The 19,885-nt window shown below is 65.4% G+C and carries 17 protein-coding genes; 6 read left to right on the forward strand and 11 right to left on the reverse strand.

The window, feature by feature from the left end; genetic code table 11:
* The first annotated feature begins 266 nt into the window (after positions 1 to 266).
* Both K7I12_RS07375 and K7I12_RS07380 read left to right on the forward strand, forming a co-directional pair.
* Positions 267 to 701, forward strand: a complete 435-nt coding sequence (locus K7I12_RS07375; protein ID WP_031382499.1) for a DNA polymerase III subunit chi — start codon at positions 267 to 269, stop codon at positions 699 to 701.
* Positions 702 to 856: 155 nt separating this feature from the next.
* On the forward strand, positions 857 to 3,757 hold the full coding sequence (locus K7I12_RS07380) for a valine--tRNA ligase (RefSeq protein WP_031382498.1): 2,901 nt from the start codon (positions 857 to 859) through the stop codon (positions 3,755 to 3,757).
* A gap of 19 nt (positions 3,758 to 3,776) precedes the next feature.
* Here K7I12_RS07380 and K7I12_RS07385 read toward each other — a convergent pair whose 3' ends face one another.
* The 5 genes from K7I12_RS07385 to metE form a co-directional block, all read right to left on the reverse strand.
* Positions 3,777 to 4,931: a GGDEF domain-containing protein gene (locus K7I12_RS07385; protein ID WP_051907319.1), complete on the reverse strand. Its 1,155-nt coding sequence runs from the start codon at positions 4,929 to 4,931 to the stop codon at positions 3,777 to 3,779.
* A 388-nt stretch (positions 4,932 to 5,319) separates the two neighbouring features.
* On the reverse strand, positions 5,320 to 5,760 hold the full coding sequence (gene gloA, locus K7I12_RS07390; protein WP_031382496.1) for a lactoylglutathione lyase: 441 nt from the start codon (positions 5,758 to 5,760) through the stop codon (positions 5,320 to 5,322).
* A gap of 179 nt (positions 5,761 to 5,939) precedes the next feature.
* Complete coding sequence (locus K7I12_RS07395; RefSeq protein WP_031382495.1) at positions 5,940 to 6,344, reverse strand: DoxX family protein; 405 nt, start codon at positions 6,342 to 6,344, stop codon at positions 5,940 to 5,942.
* 34 nt (positions 6,345 to 6,378) lie between these two features.
* Positions 6,379 to 6,996: an FMN-dependent NADH-azoreductase gene (locus K7I12_RS07400; RefSeq protein ID WP_031382494.1), complete on the reverse strand. Its 618-nt coding sequence runs from the start codon at positions 6,994 to 6,996 to the stop codon at positions 6,379 to 6,381.
* 185 nt (positions 6,997 to 7,181) lie between these two features.
* The gene (metE, locus tag K7I12_RS07405) at positions 7,182 to 9,470 is read right to left on the reverse strand and encodes a 5-methyltetrahydropteroyltriglutamate--homocysteine S-methyltransferase (RefSeq protein WP_231663755.1); all 2,289 of its coding nucleotides are present in this window, start codon (positions 9,468 to 9,470) and stop codon (positions 7,182 to 7,184) included.
* 135 nt (positions 9,471 to 9,605) lie between these two features.
* Between metE and K7I12_RS07410 the strand changes: the two genes are divergently transcribed.
* Positions 9,606 to 10,520 carry a LysR family transcriptional regulator gene (locus K7I12_RS07410; RefSeq protein WP_031382492.1) on the forward strand — a complete coding sequence of 305 codons (915 nt, stop codon included), beginning with the start codon at positions 9,606 to 9,608 and terminating at the stop codon, positions 10,518 to 10,520.
* Here K7I12_RS07410 and K7I12_RS07415 read toward each other — a convergent pair whose 3' ends face one another.
* The 4 genes from K7I12_RS07415 to nanR all read right to left on the reverse strand — a co-directional run bounded on the left by K7I12_RS07415 (position 10,521) and on the right by nanR (position 14,272).
* Complete coding sequence (locus K7I12_RS07415) at positions 10,521 to 10,970, reverse strand: lipocalin-like domain-containing protein (protein WP_031382491.1); 450 nt, start codon at positions 10,968 to 10,970, stop codon at positions 10,521 to 10,523. It lies immediately after the preceding gene.
* Positions 10,971 to 10,993: 23 nt separating this feature from the next.
* The gene (locus K7I12_RS07420; protein WP_231663756.1) at positions 10,994 to 12,622 is read right to left on the reverse strand and encodes an ATP-binding protein; all 1,629 of its coding nucleotides are present in this window, start codon (positions 12,620 to 12,622) and stop codon (positions 10,994 to 10,996) included.
* 5 nt (positions 12,623 to 12,627) lie between these two features.
* Positions 12,628 to 13,344, reverse strand: coding sequence for a response regulator (locus tag K7I12_RS07425; protein ID WP_231663757.1), 717 nt, complete (start codon positions 13,342 to 13,344; stop codon positions 12,628 to 12,630).
* A gap of 220 nt (positions 13,345 to 13,564) precedes the next feature.
* Entirely contained in the window at positions 13,565 to 14,272 is a 708-nt protein-coding gene (gene nanR / locus K7I12_RS07430) for a transcriptional regulator NanR (protein ID WP_031382488.1), read from the reverse strand.
* A 175-nt stretch (positions 14,273 to 14,447) separates the two neighbouring features.
* Here nanR and K7I12_RS07435 point away from each other — a divergent pair, with 175 nt between their 5' ends.
* The 3 genes from K7I12_RS07435 to K7I12_RS07445 are packed head-to-tail and all read left to right on the forward strand — an operon-like array spanning position 14,448 to position 17,887.
* Positions 14,448 to 15,275, forward strand: coding sequence for a phosphogluconate dehydrogenase C-terminal domain-containing protein (locus tag K7I12_RS07435; protein ID WP_031382487.1), 828 nt, complete (start codon positions 14,448 to 14,450; stop codon positions 15,273 to 15,275).
* A gap of 15 nt (positions 15,276 to 15,290) precedes the next feature.
* Complete coding sequence (locus K7I12_RS07440; RefSeq protein WP_231663758.1) at positions 15,291 to 16,553, forward strand: ribulose-bisphosphate carboxylase large subunit family protein; 1,263 nt, start codon at positions 15,291 to 15,293, stop codon at positions 16,551 to 16,553.
* A complete protein-coding gene (locus tag K7I12_RS07445) occupies positions 16,550 to 17,887 on the forward strand; it encodes a four-carbon acid sugar kinase family protein (protein ID WP_231663759.1) in 1,338 nt (445 codons plus the stop codon). Before K7I12_RS07440 ends, K7I12_RS07445 begins: the two co-directional genes overlap by 4 nt.
* Here the strand turns inward: K7I12_RS07445 and K7I12_RS07450 are convergent.
* Both K7I12_RS07450 and K7I12_RS07455 read right to left on the reverse strand, forming a co-directional pair.
* Positions 17,884 to 18,765, reverse strand: a complete 882-nt coding sequence (locus K7I12_RS07450) for an NAD(P)-dependent oxidoreductase (RefSeq protein WP_031382484.1) — start codon at positions 18,763 to 18,765, stop codon at positions 17,884 to 17,886. The two genes, K7I12_RS07445 and K7I12_RS07450, sit on opposite strands and share 4 nt — an antisense overlap.
* A complete protein-coding gene (locus K7I12_RS07455; protein WP_231663760.1) occupies positions 18,762 to 19,877 on the reverse strand; it encodes a tartrate dehydrogenase in 1,116 nt (371 codons plus the stop codon). The genes K7I12_RS07450 and K7I12_RS07455 overlap by 4 nt, the downstream gene beginning before the upstream one ends.
* Positions 19,878 to 19,885 lie beyond the last annotated feature (8 nt).

Here is a 19,885-nt window from a genome sequence, read left to right on the forward strand (position 1 = left end):
CGACTCGCAGCCGGGTGGGAGGGAACTTGTTCCCGATGAAGGTGGCTCAGGAGCATGGTCAGGGGCCTTTGTGGGAGGGAACTTGTTCCCGATTGGCGCCGTCAGGCGCCCGGTATGGCCGGGGAGGTACAGTGCCCACCGCCATCGGGAATAAATTCCCTCCCACGCCCCCATAGCCCATAGCCCATAGCCCGTAGCCCGTAGCCCGTAGCCCGTAGCCCATAGCCCGTAGCCCATAGCCCATAGCCCATCATCAGGCCCTAGCCGTGACCCACGTCGACTTCTACATCCTGCCCGATACCACCCGCGAGGCGCGCCTCGACTTCGCCTGCCGGCTGGCCGAGACCATCTACCGCAAGGGCTACCGGCTGCACGTGCACACCCAGGACGAGGACGAGGCCCAGGCGTTCGACGAGCGGCTGTGGACCTTTCGCGAAGACAGTTACGTGCCGCACGCGCTGAGCGACAGCGGCCACGACGTGCCGGTGACCATCGGCTGGCAGGCGCTGCCCGAGCCGGCCCTCGATGCGCCGGGCAGCGAGGCGATGCTCAACCTGAGTCTGACGATCCCCGAATGGTTCTCGCGCTTCGAGCGGGTCGCCGAGATCATCAACCAGCACCAGGCCATCCTCACTGCCAAGCGCGATTGCTGGCAGACCTACAAGCAGCGCGGCTACCCGGTGAAGGCGCACAAGCTGTAGGCGCCTAGCTTTCTGGCCACTCATGACGTTGCCGACCCCGGGCGCTATAATCGGGCCCATTTTCATCAGCCGTTCGGCCGAGCCCGCCGCGCCGCTCACTTGCACAACTTAGCCGGGCCGCCGGGCCGATGCCGCCATCTTCACAAGAGCGCTCCATGGACAAGACCTACCAACCCGAACAGATCGAGACCCGCTGGTACCAGCGCTGGGAAGCCGACAACCGTTTCGCGCCCTCGGGCGAAGGTCAGCCCTTCTCGATCATGATCCCGCCGCCCAACGTCACCGGCAGCCTGCACATGGGCCATGCGTTCCAGGACACCCTCATGGATACGCTGACCCGCTACCAGCGCATGCAGGGCCGCAACACGCTGTGGCAGGTAGGCACCGATCATGCCGGAATCGCCACCCAGATGCTGGTCGAGCGCAAGATCGCCGCCGAGAGCGGCCAGAGCCGCCACGACCTGGGCCGCGAGGCGTTCATCGACAAGGTCTGGGAGTGGAAGGCCGAGTCCGGCGGCCACATCACCCGGCAGTTGCGCCGTATGGGCGCCAGCGTCGACTGGAGCCGCGAACGCTTCACCATGGACGACGGCTTCTACAAGGCGGTCCAGGAAGTCTTCGTGCGGCTGTTCGACGAGGGCCTGATCTACCGCGGCAAGCGCCTGGTCAACTGGGACCCGACGCTGCACACCGCGATCTCCGATCTCGAGGTGGAAAACCGCGAGCAGCAGGGCCAGTTCTGGCACTTCCGCTATCCGCTGGCCGACGGCGCGACCACCGACGACGGCAAGAACTATCTCGTCGTCGCCACCACCCGCCCGGAGACGCTGCTCGGCGATACCGGCGTGGCGGTCAACCCGGCCGACCCGCGCTATGCCTCGCTGGTCGGCACATTCATCGAACTGCCGCTGGTCGGCCGGCGGATTCCCGTCGTCGCCGACGAACACGCCGACATGGACAAGGGCTCGGGCTGCGTGAAGATCACCCCCGCCCACGACTTCAACGACTACGCGGTGGGCAAGCGCCAGGGCCATGTGCTGATCAACGTGTTCACCCCCGACGCGCAGATCCGCGACGCCGCCGAGGTCTTCAACCTCGACGGCACGCCCAACGCCGACATCGACCCCGGCCTGCCCGCCGCCTACCAGGGGCTCGACCGCTACGCCGCCCGCGAGGCGATCGTCGCCGACATGCAGTCAGCCGGGCTGCTCGAGAAGACCGAAAGCGTCACCAACACCCTGCCCTATGGCGATCGTTCCGGCGACGTCATCGAGCCGCTGCTGACGGACCAGTGGTTCGTCGCCGTCGAGAGCCTGGCCAAGCCGGCGATCGCGGCGGTGGAGAATGGCGACATCGAGTTCGTGCCCAGGAATTACGAGAACATGTACTTCGCCTGGATGCGCGACCTGCAGGACTGGTGCATCTCGCGCCAGCTGTGGTGGGGCCATCGCATCCCCGCCTGGTACGACCCCGAGGGCGGCGTGTACGTCGCGCGCAGCGAGGCCGAGGCGCGCGAGAAATACGACCTGGCCCCCGAGGTGATCCTCACCCAGGACGACGACGTGCTCGACACCTGGTTCAGCTCCGGGTTGTGGACCTTCGGCACCCTGGGCTGGCCCGAACAGACCGAGGAGCTTAAGACCTTCCACCCCACCAGCGTGCTGGTCACCGGCTTCGACATCATCTTCTTCTGGGTCGCGCGGATGATCATGCTGACGTGTAAATTCACCGGCGAGGTGCCCTTCAAGCAGGTCTACGTGCACGGCCTGGTGCGCGACGCCCAGGGCCAGAAGATGTCCAAGTCCAAGGGCAACGTGCTCGACCCCATCGACCTGATCGACGGCATCGACCTGGAAAGCCTGGCCGCCAAGCGCACCGGCAACATGATGCAGCCGCACAAGGCGCGCGCCATCGACAAGGCGACCCGCGACGAATTCCCCGCGGGCATCGAGCCCCATGGCACCGACGCGCTGCGCTTCACCTTCCTGTCGCTGGCCACCACCGGACGCGACATCAAGTTCGACATGGGCCGCCTCGACGGCTTCCGCAACTTCTGCAACAAGCTGTGGAACGCCTCGCGCTACGTGCTGATGAACACCGAGGGCCAGGACTTGGGCGACGACGGCCAGGCGGTGGAGCTGTCGCTGGCGGATCGCTGGATCGTCTCGCGTCTGCAGCACACCGCGACCCAGATCACCAAGGCGCTCGATGAATACCGCTTCGACCAGGCTTCGCAGGCGCTCTACGAATTCGTCTGGAACGAATACTGCGACTGGTATCTGGAGCTCTCCAAGCCGGTGCTGTGGGATGCCGCACAGGGAAGTGCCAATGTCGCGGGAGACAGGATGTCGGGAGCGACCGACAACGCCTCGCCCGCCGCCAAGCGGGGCACTCGGCGCACGCTGGTGCACGTACTCGAGACGATCCTGCGCCTGGCCCAGCCGATGATGCCGTTCATCGCCGAGGAGATCTGGCAAAGGGTCGCACCGCTGGCCGGCAAGGCAGATGGCAACGGCGCGCAGTCGGTGATGAGCCAACCATGGCCTCAGGCGGATGCCGACAAGCGCGACGCGCAGGCCGAGCGCGATATCGAGTGGCTCAAGGGGGTGATCGTCGCGGTGCGCAACATTCGCGCCGAGATGAACCTGGCACCGGGCAAGTCGCTCGACGTGCTGCTGGCCAAGGGCAGCGCAGGCGACCGCGAGCGCCTCGCCGCCAACCGGGTGTTCCTCGCCAAGCTCGCCAAGCTGGAAAGCGTCCGCTGGCTCGACGATCCGGCCGCGGCGCCGCTGGCGGCGACGCAACTGGTCGGCGACATGGAAGTGCTGGTGCCGATGGCCGAGCTGATCGACAAGCACGCCGAACTCAAGCGCCTGACCAAGGAGCTCGACAAGCAGGATGCGTTCATCGGCGGCATCGAGAAGAAGCTCGGCAACCAAGGGTTCATTGCCAAGGCGCCCGCCGCGGTGGTCGACAAGGAGCGCGCCAAGCTGGCCGAGGCCAGGGCCAGCCGCGCGGCGCTCGCCGAACAGCGCGACAAGATCGCCGCGCTGTAAGCGACCGCAGGGCAGCGAGTCAGCTGGCCCGCTCGAACACCGCGCGCATCTGTTCGGCCGCCCTGTCGAGCACCACCGGTATCTCGCCTTGCATCGCCGGGGTGTCGGTGCCACAGACCCGGTCGCGACCGTCGCGCTTGGCCTGGTAGAGTCGCCGGTCGGCCAGCGCGATCAGGTTGTCGATATCCTGGGCCTCGCCATCGACCGCCACACCGATGCTGAGGGTCATGTTCAAGGCGCCACTCTCAAGCGCGTAGGACGTTTCGCGCACGGCCGAGGCCAGACGCTCGGCGGCACACAGCGCCTCGCCATGGCTCTTGCCGTGCAGCACGGCGATGAACTCCTCGCCGCCGTAACGGCCCAGGGTATCCTCGTCGCGCAGACTCACCCGCAGGCACTCCACCAGATGACACAGCGCTCGGTCGCCAAGCTTGTGCCCATAGCGGTCGTTGATCGTCTTGAAATGGTCGATGTCGATCATCAGCAGCGCAAACGGCCGCGCATTGTCCAGCGCGAGCTCGATCTCGTGCAGCACGGCACGCCGATTGAACACCCCGGTCAGGGCATCGTGATGGGCCTGACGCCGATAGCTGATCTCGAGGCGTTGGGAAACCCCCTCCAAGCGGCGCAGAATCACCGCGAACAGCACTCCTACGGTCGCCAGATTGGCGATCAGCAGGACCTGGGGCGCCCAGCCTCCCAGCCTGTCGACGAGCGTCACTTCGGGGGTTCCCATCAATTGATAGGTCGTCAGGCCCATCACCGCCAGGCTGACCCCGAGCTTGGCGATCTGGCGCAAGGCGCTGATGTAGGTGACCAGCAGGATCAGCGCGAAATACAGCTCGAAGCCCAGGCCACTGCCGTACGTGCCGATCGAGGCCAGCATATGCGCCGTCATCATGCTCAGCATCAGCGATACGCCGGCGCCCATGTGGCCCCGCCGATGCAGCTCGCGGGCGACCACGGTCATGCCCAGCCCGGTCACGCTGATGATGAATAGCCGCGTATCGCTCAGCAGCCAGAACATCGGAATGAAATCGAACAGGTAGACGACGGCCGCGATCAGGTAGAGCTGCGACAGCGTGTAGAAATAGCGCTGACGATCCGCGGGTAGCGGACAGGCGGGTAGCGACAATGCGCGCCAGCTTCCGAGGTTACGGAACTTGCCGTTCATGGAAATCCTTTTCTCCTTCCGCCACCGGGATGGTTGCAGTCTTCGATTCGCCGTCGTGGCGATATCGCTCGGCTCCGGTTGTCAATCCGACGCTATTCGCCAGCTTGCATTGCGCCGTTCGGTCCGGCCGTGATGAGACCACGCCACTCCTTGGCGGGACATGAATGCTGACAGCCGCCACCGCGACGCCAGCCTTTCCAAGCCGGAATAACAGCTTTAGGGTAGACCCTTTGGCGCATGGCCCGCCACCCTGTCGGCAAACCGCTTGTCTGAAAACGCCACGTACCACGTTGCATGTGGCCATGTTGCATGTGGCCGTGACGTGCTCGAAGCGCTCGGCATGGGAGAGTATGCCCTGGCCATCCGATCGCTCCTTTCATGGACTCCCTTACCAGCTGCCGGTATTTTCCATCGACGCCCAAGGCTCCTGCGGCGGCAGTGCGTCGCCCTGCTGCAGCAGCTCGATGGAGATGCCGTCGGGCGAGCGGACGAAGGCCATGTGGCCGTCGCGCGGCGGGCGGTTGATGGTCACGCCGTTGGCCTCAAGGCGTTCGCACAAAGCATAGATATCCTCGACGCGATAGGCCAAGTGGCCGAAATTGCGCCCGCCGGAGTACTCCTCGGGGTCCCAGTTGCAGGTCAGCTCGAGCATCGCGGTGCGCTCCTCCCGGGCACGCTGCCGGTCCTCCGGCGCGGCGAGAAAGATCAGCGTGAAGCGACCCTTCTCGCTCTCCTGGCGGCTGATCTCCTCGAGTCCCAGCAGTTCGCAGTAGAAATGCAGGGAAGCATCGAGATCGCTGACGCGAACCATGGTGTGCAGATATTGCATGATATTTTTCCTGATCCGTCAGTGTGTTGAACTCTTCCATGGTAGACCACCAGCGACGTTCGGTGAACGACACCCGAAGGGCATGCCGCGCGGGGCAACGCCGCAAGAGACATGGACGACGGCCGCCACAGCAAGCCTCGAACCAGCAAGACGGCCGCCGCGACGCCTCCGGACCATGATCAGTCGGGCTTTATCGCCATGCGTCCGCTACCCAGGAACATCACCGCCAGCGCACCGAAGAGAAACATGCCCTGCAGTTCCAGCGTCCAGCCACCCTGATCGTTGAGCGTCCAGAACTGCGGCAGGTGCACCAACACGATAGCCACGACCATGTTGGCCGCCATCAGCAGACCGCCGATCCGCGCCTGCCAGCCAAGAATCGCCATGAGCGGCCCGACGATCTCGCCCAGCACTACGCCGTAGGCGATGAATGCCGGTAGACCGACGCCCGAGAGCATCTGCCCCAGCCAGTCGAAACTCCCCGGGTTAAGGACCTTGTTGATGCCGTGGAACAGAATCAGGACCCCGACGCTCAGGCGAATGATCAGTTTCCCCAGATCATCGTTTTGCAGCAGTTGACGCATGACAGTTTCTCCCAGTTTTCTCTCGGCCGCGCGATCAGAGCCGCGATGAAACGTAATGGCCGATCGCCTGCCTGGCTTCGCCGATCGACGCCTCGCGATGTCGATCGCCCATCGCCAGCCCCTCGGCGTAGACGAAATCGACCTCCTCGATGCCCATCAGCCCCAGCATGTGGCGAAGATGAGGCGTCTGCGAATCGAGCGCGGTGCCGACGTACTGGCCGCCACGCGCAGCCAGTATCACGGCGCGCTTGCTCTCGACCAACCCCTGCGGCCCATTTTCTGTGTAGCGAAAGGTCTGGCCGGCGCGCAGCACCCGGTCGAACCAGGCCTTGAGCTGCGATGGAATGCCCAGATTGTAGAGCGGCACCGCCAGTACCAGCACATCGTGAGCGAACAGCTCGGCGAGCGCCGCCTCGGAGCGTGCCGCCAGTTCGCGCTGTTCGGCGCTGCGCTCCTCCTCGGCCACCATCCAGCTGGCGAATTCGGCGCTGTCCAGATGCGGCAGTGCATCGGCCACCAGGTCACGCTCGGTGATCTGCACATCGCCACGCTCGGCGACCTGATGCTTGAAATGCTCGGCCAGTCCACGGGATTGGCCACCATCGCCGAGGATCGAACTAGTCAGCAACAGTATCTTGGTCGGGGTCGTCATTTCCAGTTCTCTAAAGTGAAGTAATGGCGACATTATTGGATGGTTTTTTTGAAATGAAAATCGCAAAAAACCGCGCTCACCATTCGATTTAAACGATTATCACTGGCGCTCGATGCCCTGTCCACAGTCTTGCAGACCGCTGCGGGATCGCCACAGCGGTCGTTTTTCTGCGCCAGGATCACACCTCAGCCATGGCGCTTGCGCAGCACCCTGGCCGCCTCGACCATGTTGGCCAGGGCCGGCTCGACTTCGGCCCAGCCGCGGGTCTTGAGGCCACAGTCCGGATTGACCCACAGCCGCTCGGCGGGCACCTTCTCGGCGGCCTTGTCCATCAGTTGAACCATCCAGTCGACCTGGGGAATATTCGGCGAATGGATGTCATAGACCCCCGGCCCGATCTCGTTGGGGTAGGCGAATTCCTGGAAGGCGTCGAGCAGCTCCATGTCCGAGCGCGAGGTTTCGATGGTGATCACGTCGGCATCCAGCGCGGCGATCGCCTCGATGATGTCGTTGAACTCGGAATAGCACATGTGGGTATGGATCTGCGTCTCGTCACGCGCCACGGCGGCCGATAGTTGAAAGCACTCGACCGCCCAGTCGAGGTAGCGCTGCCAGTGCGCCCGGCGCAGCGGCAGCCCTTCGCGCAGCGCCGGCTCGTCGATCTGGATCGCCTGGATGCCGGCCGCCTCGAGATCAGCGACCTCGTCGCGCAGCGCCAGGGCGATCTGCCGGCACGAGGTCTCGCGCGGCTGATCGTCACGCACGAACGACCACTGCAGGATGGTCACCGGGCCGGTCAGCATGCCCTTCATCGGCTTGTCGGTGAGCGATTGGGCGTACTCGCTCCAACGCACCGTCATCGCCGCGGGCCGGCTGACATCGCCGAAGATCACCGGCGGCTTGACGCAGCGCGAGCCATAGCTCTGTACCCAGCCGTTGTCGGTGAAGGCGAAGCCGTCGAGCTGCTCGCCGAAGTATTCGACCATGTCGTTACGCTCCGGCTCGCCGTGCACCAGCATGTCGAGGCCCAGCGCTTGCTGGCGTTCGACGGCGAAGGCGATCTCCTCGCGCATGCGCGCCTCGTAGGCCGTCGCGTCGAGCTCGCCGCGCTTGAGGGCGCGCCGGGCGGCGCGAATCTCGCCGGTCTGCGGGAACGAGCCGATGGTGGTGGTCGGGAACAGCGGCAGGTCAAGCCGCGCGCGCTGGGTCCGGGCGCGCTGCGGATAGTCGTTTGCGCGCCGGGCGTCATCGGCGCTCACCGCCGCCAATCGCTCGCCGATGGCCGGCTTGTGAATGCGCGTCGACTGGCGGCGCGACTCGAGCGCTTCGCTGGCGGCCTCGAGATAGGCGCGATCGGCAGCCCCGCCGCGGCCGTCGAGCAGCCGCGCCAGGGTCGCCACCTCGTCGAGCTTCTGGCGGGCGAAGGCCAGCCAGCGCTTGAGTTCCGGGTCGAGCCGGGTTTCGGCGTCGAGATCCACCGGCACGTGCAGCAGCGAGCAACTCGGCGCCAGCCACAGCCGCTCGCCGAGGCGCATGCGCGCGGTGGCCAGGCTCTCGCGCAGCGCCGCCAGATCGGCGCGCCAGATGTTGCGCCCGTCGATCGCCCCCAGCGAGAGAATCTTGTAGGCCGGCAGCCGGTCGAGCACCCGCTCGAGCTGCTCCGGGGCGCGCACGCAATCGACGTGCAGGGCATCCACCGGCAGCCCGGCGGCCAGGTTCAGATTGTCGCCCAGTTCGCCGAAATAGCTCGCCACCAATAGCTTGACCGGTGCCGACTGCAGCTTGTTGTAGGCCGTCTCATAGGCCTGCTGCCAGGCGCGCGGCAGATCCTGGACCAGCGCCGGCTCGTCGAGCTGGACCCATTCCACACCCTGCCCGGCGAGCCGCGCGAGAATCTCGCCGTAGACGGCGACCAGGCCGTCGAGCAGTTCGAGCCGCTCGAAGCCCGCCGCCGCTTTCTCCTTGCCCAGCCACAGCCAGGTCAGCGGACCGGTCAGCGCGACCTTGACCGGATGGCCGGCGCCATGGGCTTCGTCGACCTCGCGGAACAACTGCTCGCTGGCGACGCGAAAGGTCTGGCCCGGCTGCAGTTCGGGGACCAGATAGTGGTAGTTGGTATCGAAATACTTGGTCATCTCGCAGGCGGCGGCCGGCGTGCCGGTCGGCGCCCGCCCGCGGGCCATGCGGAACGTGGTATCGAGATCGATCGCGCCCGCGACATCGCCAAAGCGCGGCGGCACGGCGCCGATCAGCGCCGAGACGTTGAGCACCTGATCGTAGAAGGCGAAGTCGCCGACCGTGACGAAATCCAGCCCGGCGTCGCGCTGCGCCTGCCAGTGCCGGGCGCGCAGCTCGGCGCCAGTGGCTTGAAGCGTTGCCTGGTCGCTCTCGCCCTGCCAATAGGCTTCGACGGCTTTCTTCAGCTCGCGCCCAGCGCCTATGCGGGGGTAGCCCAGAGTATGTGCCAGCGTCATCGTTGCTTCCTCGGTTGCTGTTAGCCGGTAAGATGGGGCGGCTTGTACCGTCGCCATTGGCCAAAGAGTCTCGCTGGCACCGCCGGGTGAATCAAACTAAATTATCTAATCATCAACGTGAATGGCTTTCATGACATGCTCGAGCTACGTCATCTCCGCACTCTCATCGCCCTGCGTGACGCCGGCTCGCTGGTGGAGGCCGCCGAGCGCGTCCACCTCACCCAATCGGCGCTGTCGCACCAGATCAAGGATCTCGAGGCGCGCCTGGGCAACCCGCTGTTCCAGCGCAAGACGCGTCCGGTGACCTTCACCCGCGCCGGTGAGCGTCTGCTGACGCTGGCCGATCAGATCCTGCCGCAGGTGCGCATGGCCGAGCGCGACCTGGCCCGCCTGGCCGGCGACGAGCAAGGCCGGCTGCATATGGCCATCGAGTGTCACAGCTGCTTCCAGTGGCTGATGCCGACCATCGACCGCTTTCGCAATCACTGGCAGGAAGTGGAAGTCGACATTCCCAGCGGCCATAACTTCGACCCGCTGCCGGCCCTGGCCCGCGAACAGCTCGATCTGGTAATCACCGCCGACCCGCAACCGTTGCCCGGCGTGCACTACGAGCCGCTGTTCCGCTACGAGGGCCTGCTGGCGGTGGCCAAGCAGCATCGGCTGGCCGAACACGGCTTCGTCACCCCTGCGCAACTCGCCGACGAGACGCTGATCACCTACCCGGTCGAACACGCCCGGCTGGACGTGTTCAGCCAGTTCCTCGACCCGGCCGGACTGGCGCCGCGCGAGGTGCGCACCGCCGAACTGACGATCATGATGATGCAACTGGTGGCCAGTGGTCGCGGGGTCTGCGCGCTGCCCAACTGGGCGCTCACCGAATATCTCGAGCGCGGTTACGTGAAGGCGCTGCCGCTCGGCGAACAGGGCGTATGGAGCACGCTGTTCGCGGCGATCCGCGAGGAAAGCCGCGAACTGCCATGGATGGAGGACTTCCTGCGTACCGCGCGGGAGACCTCGTTCGCGGTACTCGAGGGCATCAAGCCGGCCTGATCAGCGCCGCCATTCGAGAAGCGTCACATACCCGCCCTCGGGCCGTTGCGGGCTGGGCTGGTCGGTGGTCAGCGTCAGTCGGCCGCCCTGCAGCCGCACCGTACGGGACAGCCGCGCGCCCTCCCAACACGCCAGGCTGGCCAGGTCGACGTCGTGATGGACCTGATCTTCCTCCAGCGCCCATTGGCCGGCGTAGGCGAAACCGCTGCGAAAATGCGCCGCCAGACTGGCTTCGCTGGCCATGTCGAAGGGCGGACGGTCGCGCGCCACGATCTGCACCGCCATGCGTCCGGGCTCGCCATCAGCGTCGAGCAGATAGCACAGCTGGCCTGCGGCGTCGCCCAGCGGCGCCAGCTCACGGCCATCCGGCCAGCAGTAGACGAAGCGCACCAGCTGCCAGGAGCCGGCCAGATCGTGAGGCGCAGGCGTCGCTGAGTGAGATGCGGTCATGGTGATACCTCGTGAAGGGTCGGTCAGTTACCGATACGCGATGGCGAAGCGGTGCCCGGCAACAGCAGACTGAAGCGCGCACCACCCAGGATCTGACTATCGTCGACGACGACGCTGCCGCCATGCCAGAGCATGATCTTCTGGACGATCGACAGGCCCAGGCCGTAGCCGCCCGAGCGCCGAGTCCGGCTATCGTCGAGCCGGGCAAAGGGCTTGAAGACCTCCGTGCGCTCATGCTCGGGCACACCGGGGCCATCGTCCTCGACGTCCAGGCGGACCGCCCGGGCATCGCGGGACAGTGTGATCAACACCCGCGACTCGGCGTGCCGGCAGGCGTTGGCGACCAGGTTCTGCAACGCGCGCTGCAGGTAACGAGGCTCGGCGACCACCTCGATCTCCTCGCCGGGGGCGATCGCCAGCTCGATATGCGGATGCAGCGAGTCGAGCGCCTCGACGACCCGCCCCGCCAGGTCGCGGCATTCCACCGTCTCGGCCTCGAGGCGCACGCCGCTGGCGTTGTCGCTGCCCAGCTTGGCGTAGGTGAGAATCTCGTCGATCAGCTGGTCGAGCTCCTCGATATCGCTGTCGATGCCCTTGAGCTGGCGGCGCACGCCCTCCTGCTCGGTCATGTCGTCGACCATCTGCACGGCGAAGCGAATCCGCGCCACCGGCGTGCGCAGTTCGTGGGAGACCGCACGGATCATCTCCTGCTGGGCACGGATCAACGACTGAACCTGAGCGGCCATGCCATTGAAGGCCATGCCCAGACGGCCCATGAAGTCGCTGCTGTCGACCTTGACGCGGGTATCCAGATAGCCGCCGGCGATGCGTGTCGCAGCCTTTTCCAGCCGCGCCATGCGCGCCTCGACGCTGCGCACGATCAAGTAGATCGCTCCCGCCAGCAGCGTCAGCGCGACCAGCACCAACCCCAGGGTAAGCACCAGCGGCATGGGGTCGAAGGCATACAGCGGCCCGACCCGTATCCAGCGCGTGCCGCTGTTATCGGTCATCGGCTTGAGTCGTGCGAAAGCCGAGACCGTGCCACGCTCGGGCAGCAGATGCATCACCACGTCGCCGTCCGCGAGGCGCTCGAGCTGCTCTTCGTCGAGTACCGTGGGCGGCGTCAGGGACAGCGAGACCGGCAGTGCCTGACGGTCGATCAGACTCTGCAACGGCAATTCGGGGGAGTACTTGCCTTCTAGCCAGACACGCAGGCTGCCGACCAGGCCACGTAGCTGTTGTTCGGAGAGAGAGCTGAGACGCGCCTCGAGCAATAGCGGCTCGTTGGACAGGCGCCGCCACAAATGCCAGTTGCCGTCACCATCGCGTGAAACCAGCGGACGGGATTCCTCGAGGCGCGCTCGCTGAAAGTAGTTGAAGTCGGGCTCGTCGAGCGCGCGCAAGGTCAGCTGCATGCCGAGACGCTTGCTCTGATCGGCCAGCCAGGATTCTCGCTTGGCGGGATCGACTTCGGCGACCAGCGTCGCCAGTAGCGCCATGGGCGCCTCGGCCATGGACTCGCGGTAATACTCGCGGCGCACCTGATCGACGATCAGGTAGCCCAGCATCGCCAGACCGAAGGTCAACACCAGCGCCAGCAACAGGGCCGCATAGACCCGCAGGAACGTGCTGTCGGCCAGCGCGCGACGCATGGCGATCATGCGTCCTTGACGAACAGGTAGCCTTTGCTGCGAACCGTCTTGATGCGGTGCGGGTGGTTGGGGTCATCGCCGATCTTGGGGCGGATCCGCGAAACACGCACATCGATGGAGCGATCCTGGCCGTCGTACTTGATGCCGCGCAGCGCCGAGAATATCTCCTCGCGAGTCAATACCCGGCCGGCATTGTCGGCGAGCAGCCACAACAGGTCGAATTCGGCGCTGGTCAGGTCGATGCGCTCATCCTCGAGCCAGGCCTCGCGCGTGGCACTGTCGATCAACAGGTTGCCGAAGGTCAGGCGCAGCGCGCCGCTGCCGCTCTCCGCCGGGTCGCTACGCCGCATCAGCGCGCGCATGCGCGCCAGCAATACCCGCGGCTGCACCGGCTTGGGCACGTAATCGTCGGCGCCCATCTCGAGCCCCAATACCTGATCCATGTCGTCGGTACGCGCGGTCAGCATCAGAATCGGCCCGGTAAAGCGGGAACGCACGCGACGACAGATCGACAGGCCATCCTCGCCGGGCAACATCAGGTCGAGTATCACGATATCCGGCGCGAGCTCGACGATCCGCTCGACCCCATGGGCGCCATCGGCCTCGATCTTCACCTCGAAGCCATTGGCCTCGAGGTATTCTCGAGTCAGATTCGCCAGACGCTCATCGTCTTCGATGATCAGTACCAAGTCCTTGTCTCTACTGTCCAAACTGTCACCCATCCTGTTGACTGGAGTGGCGTCATCGTCCGCCACGGTCGGTAACGTTCTAGAAGCCTAGCGCATGCTACACCCCTGCAACAGGCCGTTACGAGGAAGTCACCTCAACCATAGCGGATAGATGCCAATGCTACCTCAAATCATTCGTATCGGTGAGTGAGCCTCCGATCGATTCTGGCGCGCTCTCGCATCACCCGCCAGCCAGTTCCGATCAAGCGTCAGCTCATGTCAAGACATAGCGCTTTCCCGCCCGGTCGAGGTGGGCTCGCATCTCGTCTGTGGCTGTATCGCGGTCACGCCGGCGAATGGCCTCGAGAATGCGCGCATGCTCTTCCAGCGTAATGTGCTCGTTGCCTTTCCAGTGCAGCTCAGAGGTATGAAAATTCGCCAGCCAATCAAGCATGGCGTTGCTGACCGCAATGTAAATTGCATTGCCGGTGATCTCGGCAATGGCGACGTGAAACGACATGTCTGCCTTGATGAAGGCACCGGCATCAACGTTCAGTTGGGCACGCTGCGTCTCGAGTAGCGTTTGCAATCGTTCGACGTCCTCGTCCGTAGCCTTCTCCGCTGCCCGGGCGACCATGCCGAGTTCGAAGAAGACCCTCGCCTCCTTGAGCTGTGCCAGCGACTGCGGTGAACTCGACAGCATATGCATGGCGGTCAGTTCGATCTGCGCAAGCACGCCCGAGGCTGTCGGCATGGTCACCGTGGGTCGCTGGCCATGGTTGATGCGGACGAGGCCGGCACGCTCCAGGGACTGCATCGCTTCGCGCACCGCTGGCCGCCCCACACCGAACAGCTCCATCAGTTGGCGCTCCGACGGCAGGCCATCGCCCGGTCGGTACTCGCCATTGAGCAGCATGGCGTAGAGCCGATCGAACACGTCGTCGGATAGCTTGCGGCGGGAAATCTTCAGGGCATCGCTCATGACGTGTCTCTCGCGGTGGTCGGGAGGCAGCTTATCTAATCCACTCGCTGACTTCAGCCCAGTCCGTCACGGCACAGACTGCGACCAAAGACGTGTTTGACAGAAAGGTGTAGTTATCATGTCATCATACCAGTTGCTTCGCATTTCTTCTCATCGACAAGGCAGGACAACGACAATGACACGCATCGCATTGATCGGCGCCGGCGGCAAGATGGGCTTTCGCCTGTCGCGCAACCTCAAGAACTCGGAATTCACGGTCGACCACATCGAAGTCAGCGAGGCAGGACGACAGCGGCTCTCTCAGGAACTGGGCATCGAATGCAGCGATGCCGAGCGTGCGGTGCCGGATGCCGACGCAGTGATCCTGGCCGTACCGGACACGCTGGTCGGCAAGATATCCCACCAGCTCGCGCCAATGATGAAAAGCGGCACCATGGTCGTCACGCTCGATGCGGCGGCGCCTTTCGCCGGGCATCTGCCTGCGCGTGACGATCTGACCTACTTCGTCACCCACCCATGCCATCCGCCGATCTTCAACGACGAGACGGAGCTGGACGCCAAGAAGGATTACTTCGGCGGCCTCAAAGCCACCCAGCATATCGTCAGCGCCCTGATGCAGGGGCCGGAAGACAGCTTCGCACTCGGCGAGCGCATCGCCCGGACGATCTACGCCCCGGTGGACCGTTCGCATCGGGTCAGCGTCGACGAGATGGCGCTGCTCGAACCGGGACTCTCCGAGACCGTCTGCGCCACACTGCTGGCGGTGATGCGCGAAGCCATGGATGAAGTCGTGGCCCGAGGCGTCTCCCAGCAATGCGCACGCGATTTCCTGCTCGGCCACATGAACATCCTCTCCGCCGTCATCTTCGACGAGCAGCCCGGGGCGTTCTCGGATGCCTGCAACAAGGCCATCGAAAACGGCAAGCCGATGCTGATGCGCGATGACTGGAAAAAGGTTTTCGAGCCCGAACAAATCGCCGAAAGCATCCGCCGCATCACCTGAACCGGGGAAGTCGTCATGAGCGAACGGATTCACGCCAGCTATCTCATCGAGACAGCCTACCCGGTCGAACGGGCCGCCGAGGCGATGGCCGGCGAACAGTCGTCGGGCACCTTCACTCGATTGGCCAACGAGACCGACGCGTTGCGCGCCAACCATGGCGCCATCGTCGAGCATATCGAGCGACTCGACTGCGTCGAGACGCCGTCACTGCCGGCGCGCCCGACCAAGGGCAGCGACATGCCGCGCTATCAGCGGGCACAGGTCACGCTATCCTGGCCGATCGCCAACCTGGGGCCGTCGTTGCCCAACCTGCTCTCGACGGTGGCCGGCAACCTGTTCGAGCTCAAGGAGTTCTCGGCGCTCAAATTGCTCGACCTGACGCTGCCGGCCAGCTTCGCCGCGGCCTATCCCGGACCGCAATACGGCATCGCCGGCACGCGCGAACTCACCGGCGTCGAGCGGCGCCCGCTGATCGGCACCATCATCAAGCCCAGCGTGGGCCTGTCGCCGACGCAGACCGCCGAGGTCGTCGAGCAGCTCGTCGCGGGCGGCATCGATTTCATCAAGGACGACGAACTGCAGGCCAACGGGCCGCACAACCCCCTCGAAGCGCGCGTCGATGCGGTCATGCCGATTGTCAATGCGCATACCGAACGCACCGGGCGCAAGGTGATGTATGCCTTCAACATCACCGATGATCTGGATGCCATGCTGCGCCATCATGACTACGTGGCGGCGGCCGGTGGCACCTGCGCCATGGTCGCGCTCAACAGCGTGGGGCTGACCGGCGTGGCGCACCTGCGCCGGCATTGCCGGCTGGCCCTGCACGGTCATCGCGCCGGCTGGGGCATTTACAGTCGCTCGCCGCACCTGGGCATGAGTTTCATCGCTTATCAAAAGCTGTGGCGCCTGGCCGGGGTCGATCACATCCACGTCAACGGCCTGGCCAACAAGTTCAGCGAGGCCGATGATAGTGTGATCGCCAGCGCCCGTGCCTGCCTGACGCCGATGTTCTCGCCACCGGCGCCGGGCTGCGAGGTGATCCCGGTATTCTCTTCCGGCCAGACGGCACGTCAGGCGGTGGATACCTACCAGGCGCTGGGCAGCACCGACCTGATCTTCTGTGCCGGGGGCGGCATCATGGCCCACCCCGGCGGCATCGCCAGCGGCGTGAAGAGCCTGCGCCAGGCCTGGGACGCCGCCGTTCAGGGCGTGACGCTGGAGGCCTATGCCGGCGAGCATCGCGAGCTCGCCCAGGCCCTGGAGACCTTCCCATGAGCGCACCCGAGACACTCATCGCCTACTACGGCGATGATCTCACCGGCTCGACCGATGCCCTGGAGGCCTTGAGCAGTCGGGGCGTGCCGACGGTGCTGTTCACGGCCATCCCCGACGATGCGCAGCTGACCCGCTTCGCGGCGTGCCGAGCCTTCGGCCTGGCCGGCACCAGCCGCAGCGAGTCGCCGGCCTGGATGCACGAGCACCTCACGCCGGCGCTGAGCTGGCTACGTGAACGCCGTGCCGGGCTGTGCCACTACAAGACCTGCTCGACCTTCGACAGCGCGCCCGGGACCGGCAGCATCGGCTGTGCACTGGAAATCGGGCGCGAGGTGTTCGGCCAGGCCTGCGTGCCGATCGTGGTCGGCGTGCCGCAGATGAAGCGCTATACCGCCTTCGGCCAACTGTTCGCGGCCTATCGGGGCGACGTGTATCGCATCGACCGGCATCCGGTGATGGCGCGCCATCCGGTGACGCCGATGCGCGAAGCCGACCTGCGTTGCCACCTGGCCGAGCAAACAACGCTGGATATCGGCCTTGTGGACCCGGCCTCGTTGACTGCTGACGACATCGACAGGCGCATCGACGACTGGCAACGCCGTCATCAAGCATTACTCTACGACGTCATCGATGAAGCCACCCAGGCCAGCGTCGGCCATCAGTTGTGGCGCACGCGCCAGACTGGTGGCAGCTATGTCGTGGGCTCCTCCGGTGTCGAGTACGCGCTGATTCTCGAATGGCGCAGGCAAGGGCTGATCGGCCCGCCGCCAAGCTTTGCCGATCCCGGCGGCGTGGAGCGGATCGCCGTGGTCTCGGGCAGTTGCTCGGAAACCACCGCCCGGCAGATCCGCTGGGTGCAAGAACACGGCTTTCAGACCATCGCCGTGGACGCCGCCCGGCTGGCCGACCCGGCAAGCGCCGAGGCGGCACGCGACGAGGCATTGCAGCGCGGCCTGGCGGCCCTGCAGGCCGGCGACAGCGTGATCCTGCATACCGCGCTGGGCCCCGATGCCGCCGATCCGGCGCTGAACACCGAACAGGCTCGCCACGGCATCGGTCGGCGCCTGGGCGAGATCCTGCGCGAGCTGGTGATTGCCGAACGTCTGATCCGCGTGGTGGTCGCCGGCGGCGATACCTCGAGTCATGCCCTGCAGCAGTTGGACATACACGCCCTGACCGCACGCCTGCCATTGCCGGAGACGCCGGGGTCGCCGCTGTGCACGGCCTACAGCGATGACGCGCGCTTCGATGGCCTGGAGATCGCCTTCAAGGGCGGCCAGATCGGCAGCGACGGCTACTTCGCCACCATCCGCGACGGTGGCGTCCGGCGTTAACGCGTTTCCAGGATACGAATCAGCTCCGGCACCAGCCGCTCGCTATGCCCTTGCTCGTTGACCTCGCGGTACAGCGCCTCGATGGCCCCCGCCACACTGTGCGGCGCCTTCACGTCCTCGGCCATGGCGTTGTAGTAGCCGACGTCCTTGAGCGTGTTGGCGAGGCTGAAACGAAACCCCGAGGGATCGCCGGCGGCGATGAACGGACGCAATCGCTCGAGCACCACCCCAGCACCGCCGCCATTGCCGAGCACTTCGAGGAACACATCGTCGGCGATCCCGGCATGGCGTGCCGCCGAGGCAGCCTCGGCGAGTACCGCGGTGAAGCCCAGCGACACGTAGTTGTGCAGTAGCTTGAGCTTGTGACCGGAGCCCACCGGGCCGCCATGGGTGATGTTCTCGGCAAAGTCCTGCAACAGCGGCAGCACATCGCGGAACAGTTCGTCCGGCGCGCCGACGATCAGATTCAGCCGGCCTTCGGCGGCCTCCTTGGGGGTGCGCGTCATCGCCGCATCCAGGAACTGCCCACCTGCCGCGGCGACCCGCTCGGCGATTTTCAGCGTGGAGCTGGGAATCGCCGTGGAGCAGTCGATGACCATGCTCCCCGCGCCCAGCCCCTCGATCACCCCGCACGGCTCGAACAGCACGCTTTCCACCTGCGGCGTGCCGGTGACACACAGGATGACGACTTCCGAGGCTTCGGCGACCTCGCGGGCGCTGCGCTTGAGTGTCGCCCCCTTGTCGAGCAGATCGTCCACAGGCTGATTGCCGGGATGGTCGAGAAAACACAACGCATGATTGTGGCGCAGCAGGCTGGTGGCGATGCCGTGGCCCATCAGGCCGATGCCCACCATGCCGACACGATAGGGTTTGCTCATGCCCGTTGCTCCTCGATGGCCGGCGGGGGTTGCGCGCCACCTGCGGCCAGCGCCTCGGCGATGGCGCGGCCCAGCGTCTCGGTCGTGCCGTTGCCCTTGAGGTCGGGGGTGATCACGCTCGGGTCGCTGCGCTGCATGACCGCCTCGATGGCGCCGACGATGGCCTTGCCGGCCTCGATCTCGCCCAGGTGCTCGAGCATCATCGCCCCGCACCAGATCTGGCCGATGGGATTGGCGATGCCCTGGCCGGCGATGTCCGGCGCGCTGCCGTGGACCGGCTCGAACAGGCTGGGGTACTCGCGGGTGGGGTTGATGTTGCCGGAGGGCGCGATGCCGATGGTGCCGGTACAGGCCGGGCCCAGGTCGGAGAGAATGTCGCCGAACAGATTGCTGGCCACCACCACGTCGAACCAGTCGGGATGCAGCACGAAGTTGGCGGTGAGGATATCGATATGGAACTGATCGACGCTGACGTCCGGGTAGTTCGCCTGCATCGCCCTGACCCGCTCGTTCCAGTACGGCATCGAGATCGACAGGCCGTTGGACTTGGTCGCCGAGGTCAGCTTTTTACGGGAGCGGGTGGCTGCCAGCTCAAAGGCGTACCTGAGCACCCGGTCGACCCCGGTGCGGGTCATGATGGTTTCCTGCAGCACCACCTCGCGGTCGGTGCCCTCGAAGACGCGCCCGCCCAGGCGCGAGTATTCGCCCTCGGTGTTCTCGCGCACCACCATGAAGTCGATGTCGCCCGGCCCGCGCCCCTTGAGCGGGCTCTCGATGCCCGGCATCAGCCGGCACGGGCGCAGGTTGACGTACTGGTCGAAGGCGCGCCGGAACTTGAGCAGCGAGCCCCACGCCGAGACGTGATCGGGCACCGTATCGGGCCAGCCCACCGCACCGAAGAAGATGGCGTCGAAGCGCATCAGCGTCTCGTACCAGTCGTCCGGCAGCATGTCGCCATGCGCCATGTAATAGGCGCAGCTGGCGAAGTCGAACGCCTCGCATTCCAGCGGCAGGTCAAAGCGCTTGGCCGCCGCTTTCAGCACGCGCAACCCCTCCGGCACGACCTCGAGGCCGATCCCGTCACCCGGCAACACCGCTATCTTGTAGGTCATTGTCGTTA

The sequence above is a fragment of the Halomonas sp. IOP_31 genome (assembly GCF_021151495.1).
Taxonomy (GTDB): Bacteria; Pseudomonadota; Gammaproteobacteria; order Pseudomonadales; family Halomonadaceae; genus Modicisalibacter; species Modicisalibacter zincidurans.

What these genes read in the sequence shown, in the direction of transcription:
- K7I12_RS07380 (WP_031382498.1), top strand. Translation starts at nt 857, where the DNA reads ATGGACAAGACCTACCAACCCGAACAGATCGAGACCCGCTGGTACCAG.
- K7I12_RS07385 (WP_051907319.1), bottom strand. Translation starts at nt 4,931, where the DNA reads ATGAACGGCAAGTTCCGTAACCTCGGAAGCTGGCGCGCATTGTCGCTA.
- gloA (WP_031382496.1), bottom strand. Translation starts at nt 5,760, where the DNA reads ATGCAATATCTGCACACCATGGTTCGCGTCAGCGATCTCGATGCTTCC.
- K7I12_RS07395 (WP_031382495.1), bottom strand. Translation starts at nt 6,344, where the DNA reads ATGCGTCAACTGCTGCAAAACGATGATCTGGGGAAACTGATCATTCGC.
- K7I12_RS07400 (WP_031382494.1), bottom strand. Translation starts at nt 6,996, where the DNA reads ATGACGACCCCGACCAAGATACTGTTGCTGACTAGTTCGATCCTCGGC.
- metE (WP_231663755.1), bottom strand. Translation starts at nt 9,470, where the DNA reads ATGACGCTGGCACATACTCTGGGCTACCCCCGCATAGGCGCTGGGCGC.
- K7I12_RS07410 (WP_031382492.1), top strand. Translation starts at nt 9,606, where the DNA reads ATGCTCGAGCTACGTCATCTCCGCACTCTCATCGCCCTGCGTGACGCC.
- K7I12_RS07415 (WP_031382491.1), bottom strand. Translation starts at nt 10,970, where the DNA reads ATGACCGCATCTCACTCAGCGACGCCTGCGCCTCACGATCTGGCCGGC.
- K7I12_RS07420 (WP_231663756.1), bottom strand. Translation starts at nt 12,622, where the DNA reads ATGCGTCGCGCGCTGGCCGACAGCACGTTCCTGCGGGTCTATGCGGCC.
- K7I12_RS07425 (WP_231663757.1), bottom strand. Translation starts at nt 13,344, where the DNA reads ATGGGTGACAGTTTGGACAGTAGAGACAAGGACTTGGTACTGATCATC.
- nanR (WP_031382488.1), bottom strand. Translation starts at nt 14,272, where the DNA reads ATGAGCGATGCCCTGAAGATTTCCCGCCGCAAGCTATCCGACGACGTG.
- K7I12_RS07435 (WP_031382487.1), top strand. Translation starts at nt 14,448, where the DNA reads ATGACACGCATCGCATTGATCGGCGCCGGCGGCAAGATGGGCTTTCGC.
- K7I12_RS07440 (WP_231663758.1), top strand. Translation starts at nt 15,291, where the DNA reads ATGAGCGAACGGATTCACGCCAGCTATCTCATCGAGACAGCCTACCCG.
- K7I12_RS07445 (WP_231663759.1), top strand. Translation starts at nt 16,550, where the DNA reads ATGAGCGCACCCGAGACACTCATCGCCTACTACGGCGATGATCTCACC.
- K7I12_RS07450 (WP_031382484.1), bottom strand. Translation starts at nt 18,765, where the DNA reads ATGAGCAAACCCTATCGTGTCGGCATGGTGGGCATCGGCCTGATGGGC.
- K7I12_RS07455 (WP_231663760.1), bottom strand. Translation starts at nt 19,877, where the DNA reads ATGACCTACAAGATAGCGGTGTTGCCGGGTGACGGGATCGGCCTCGAG.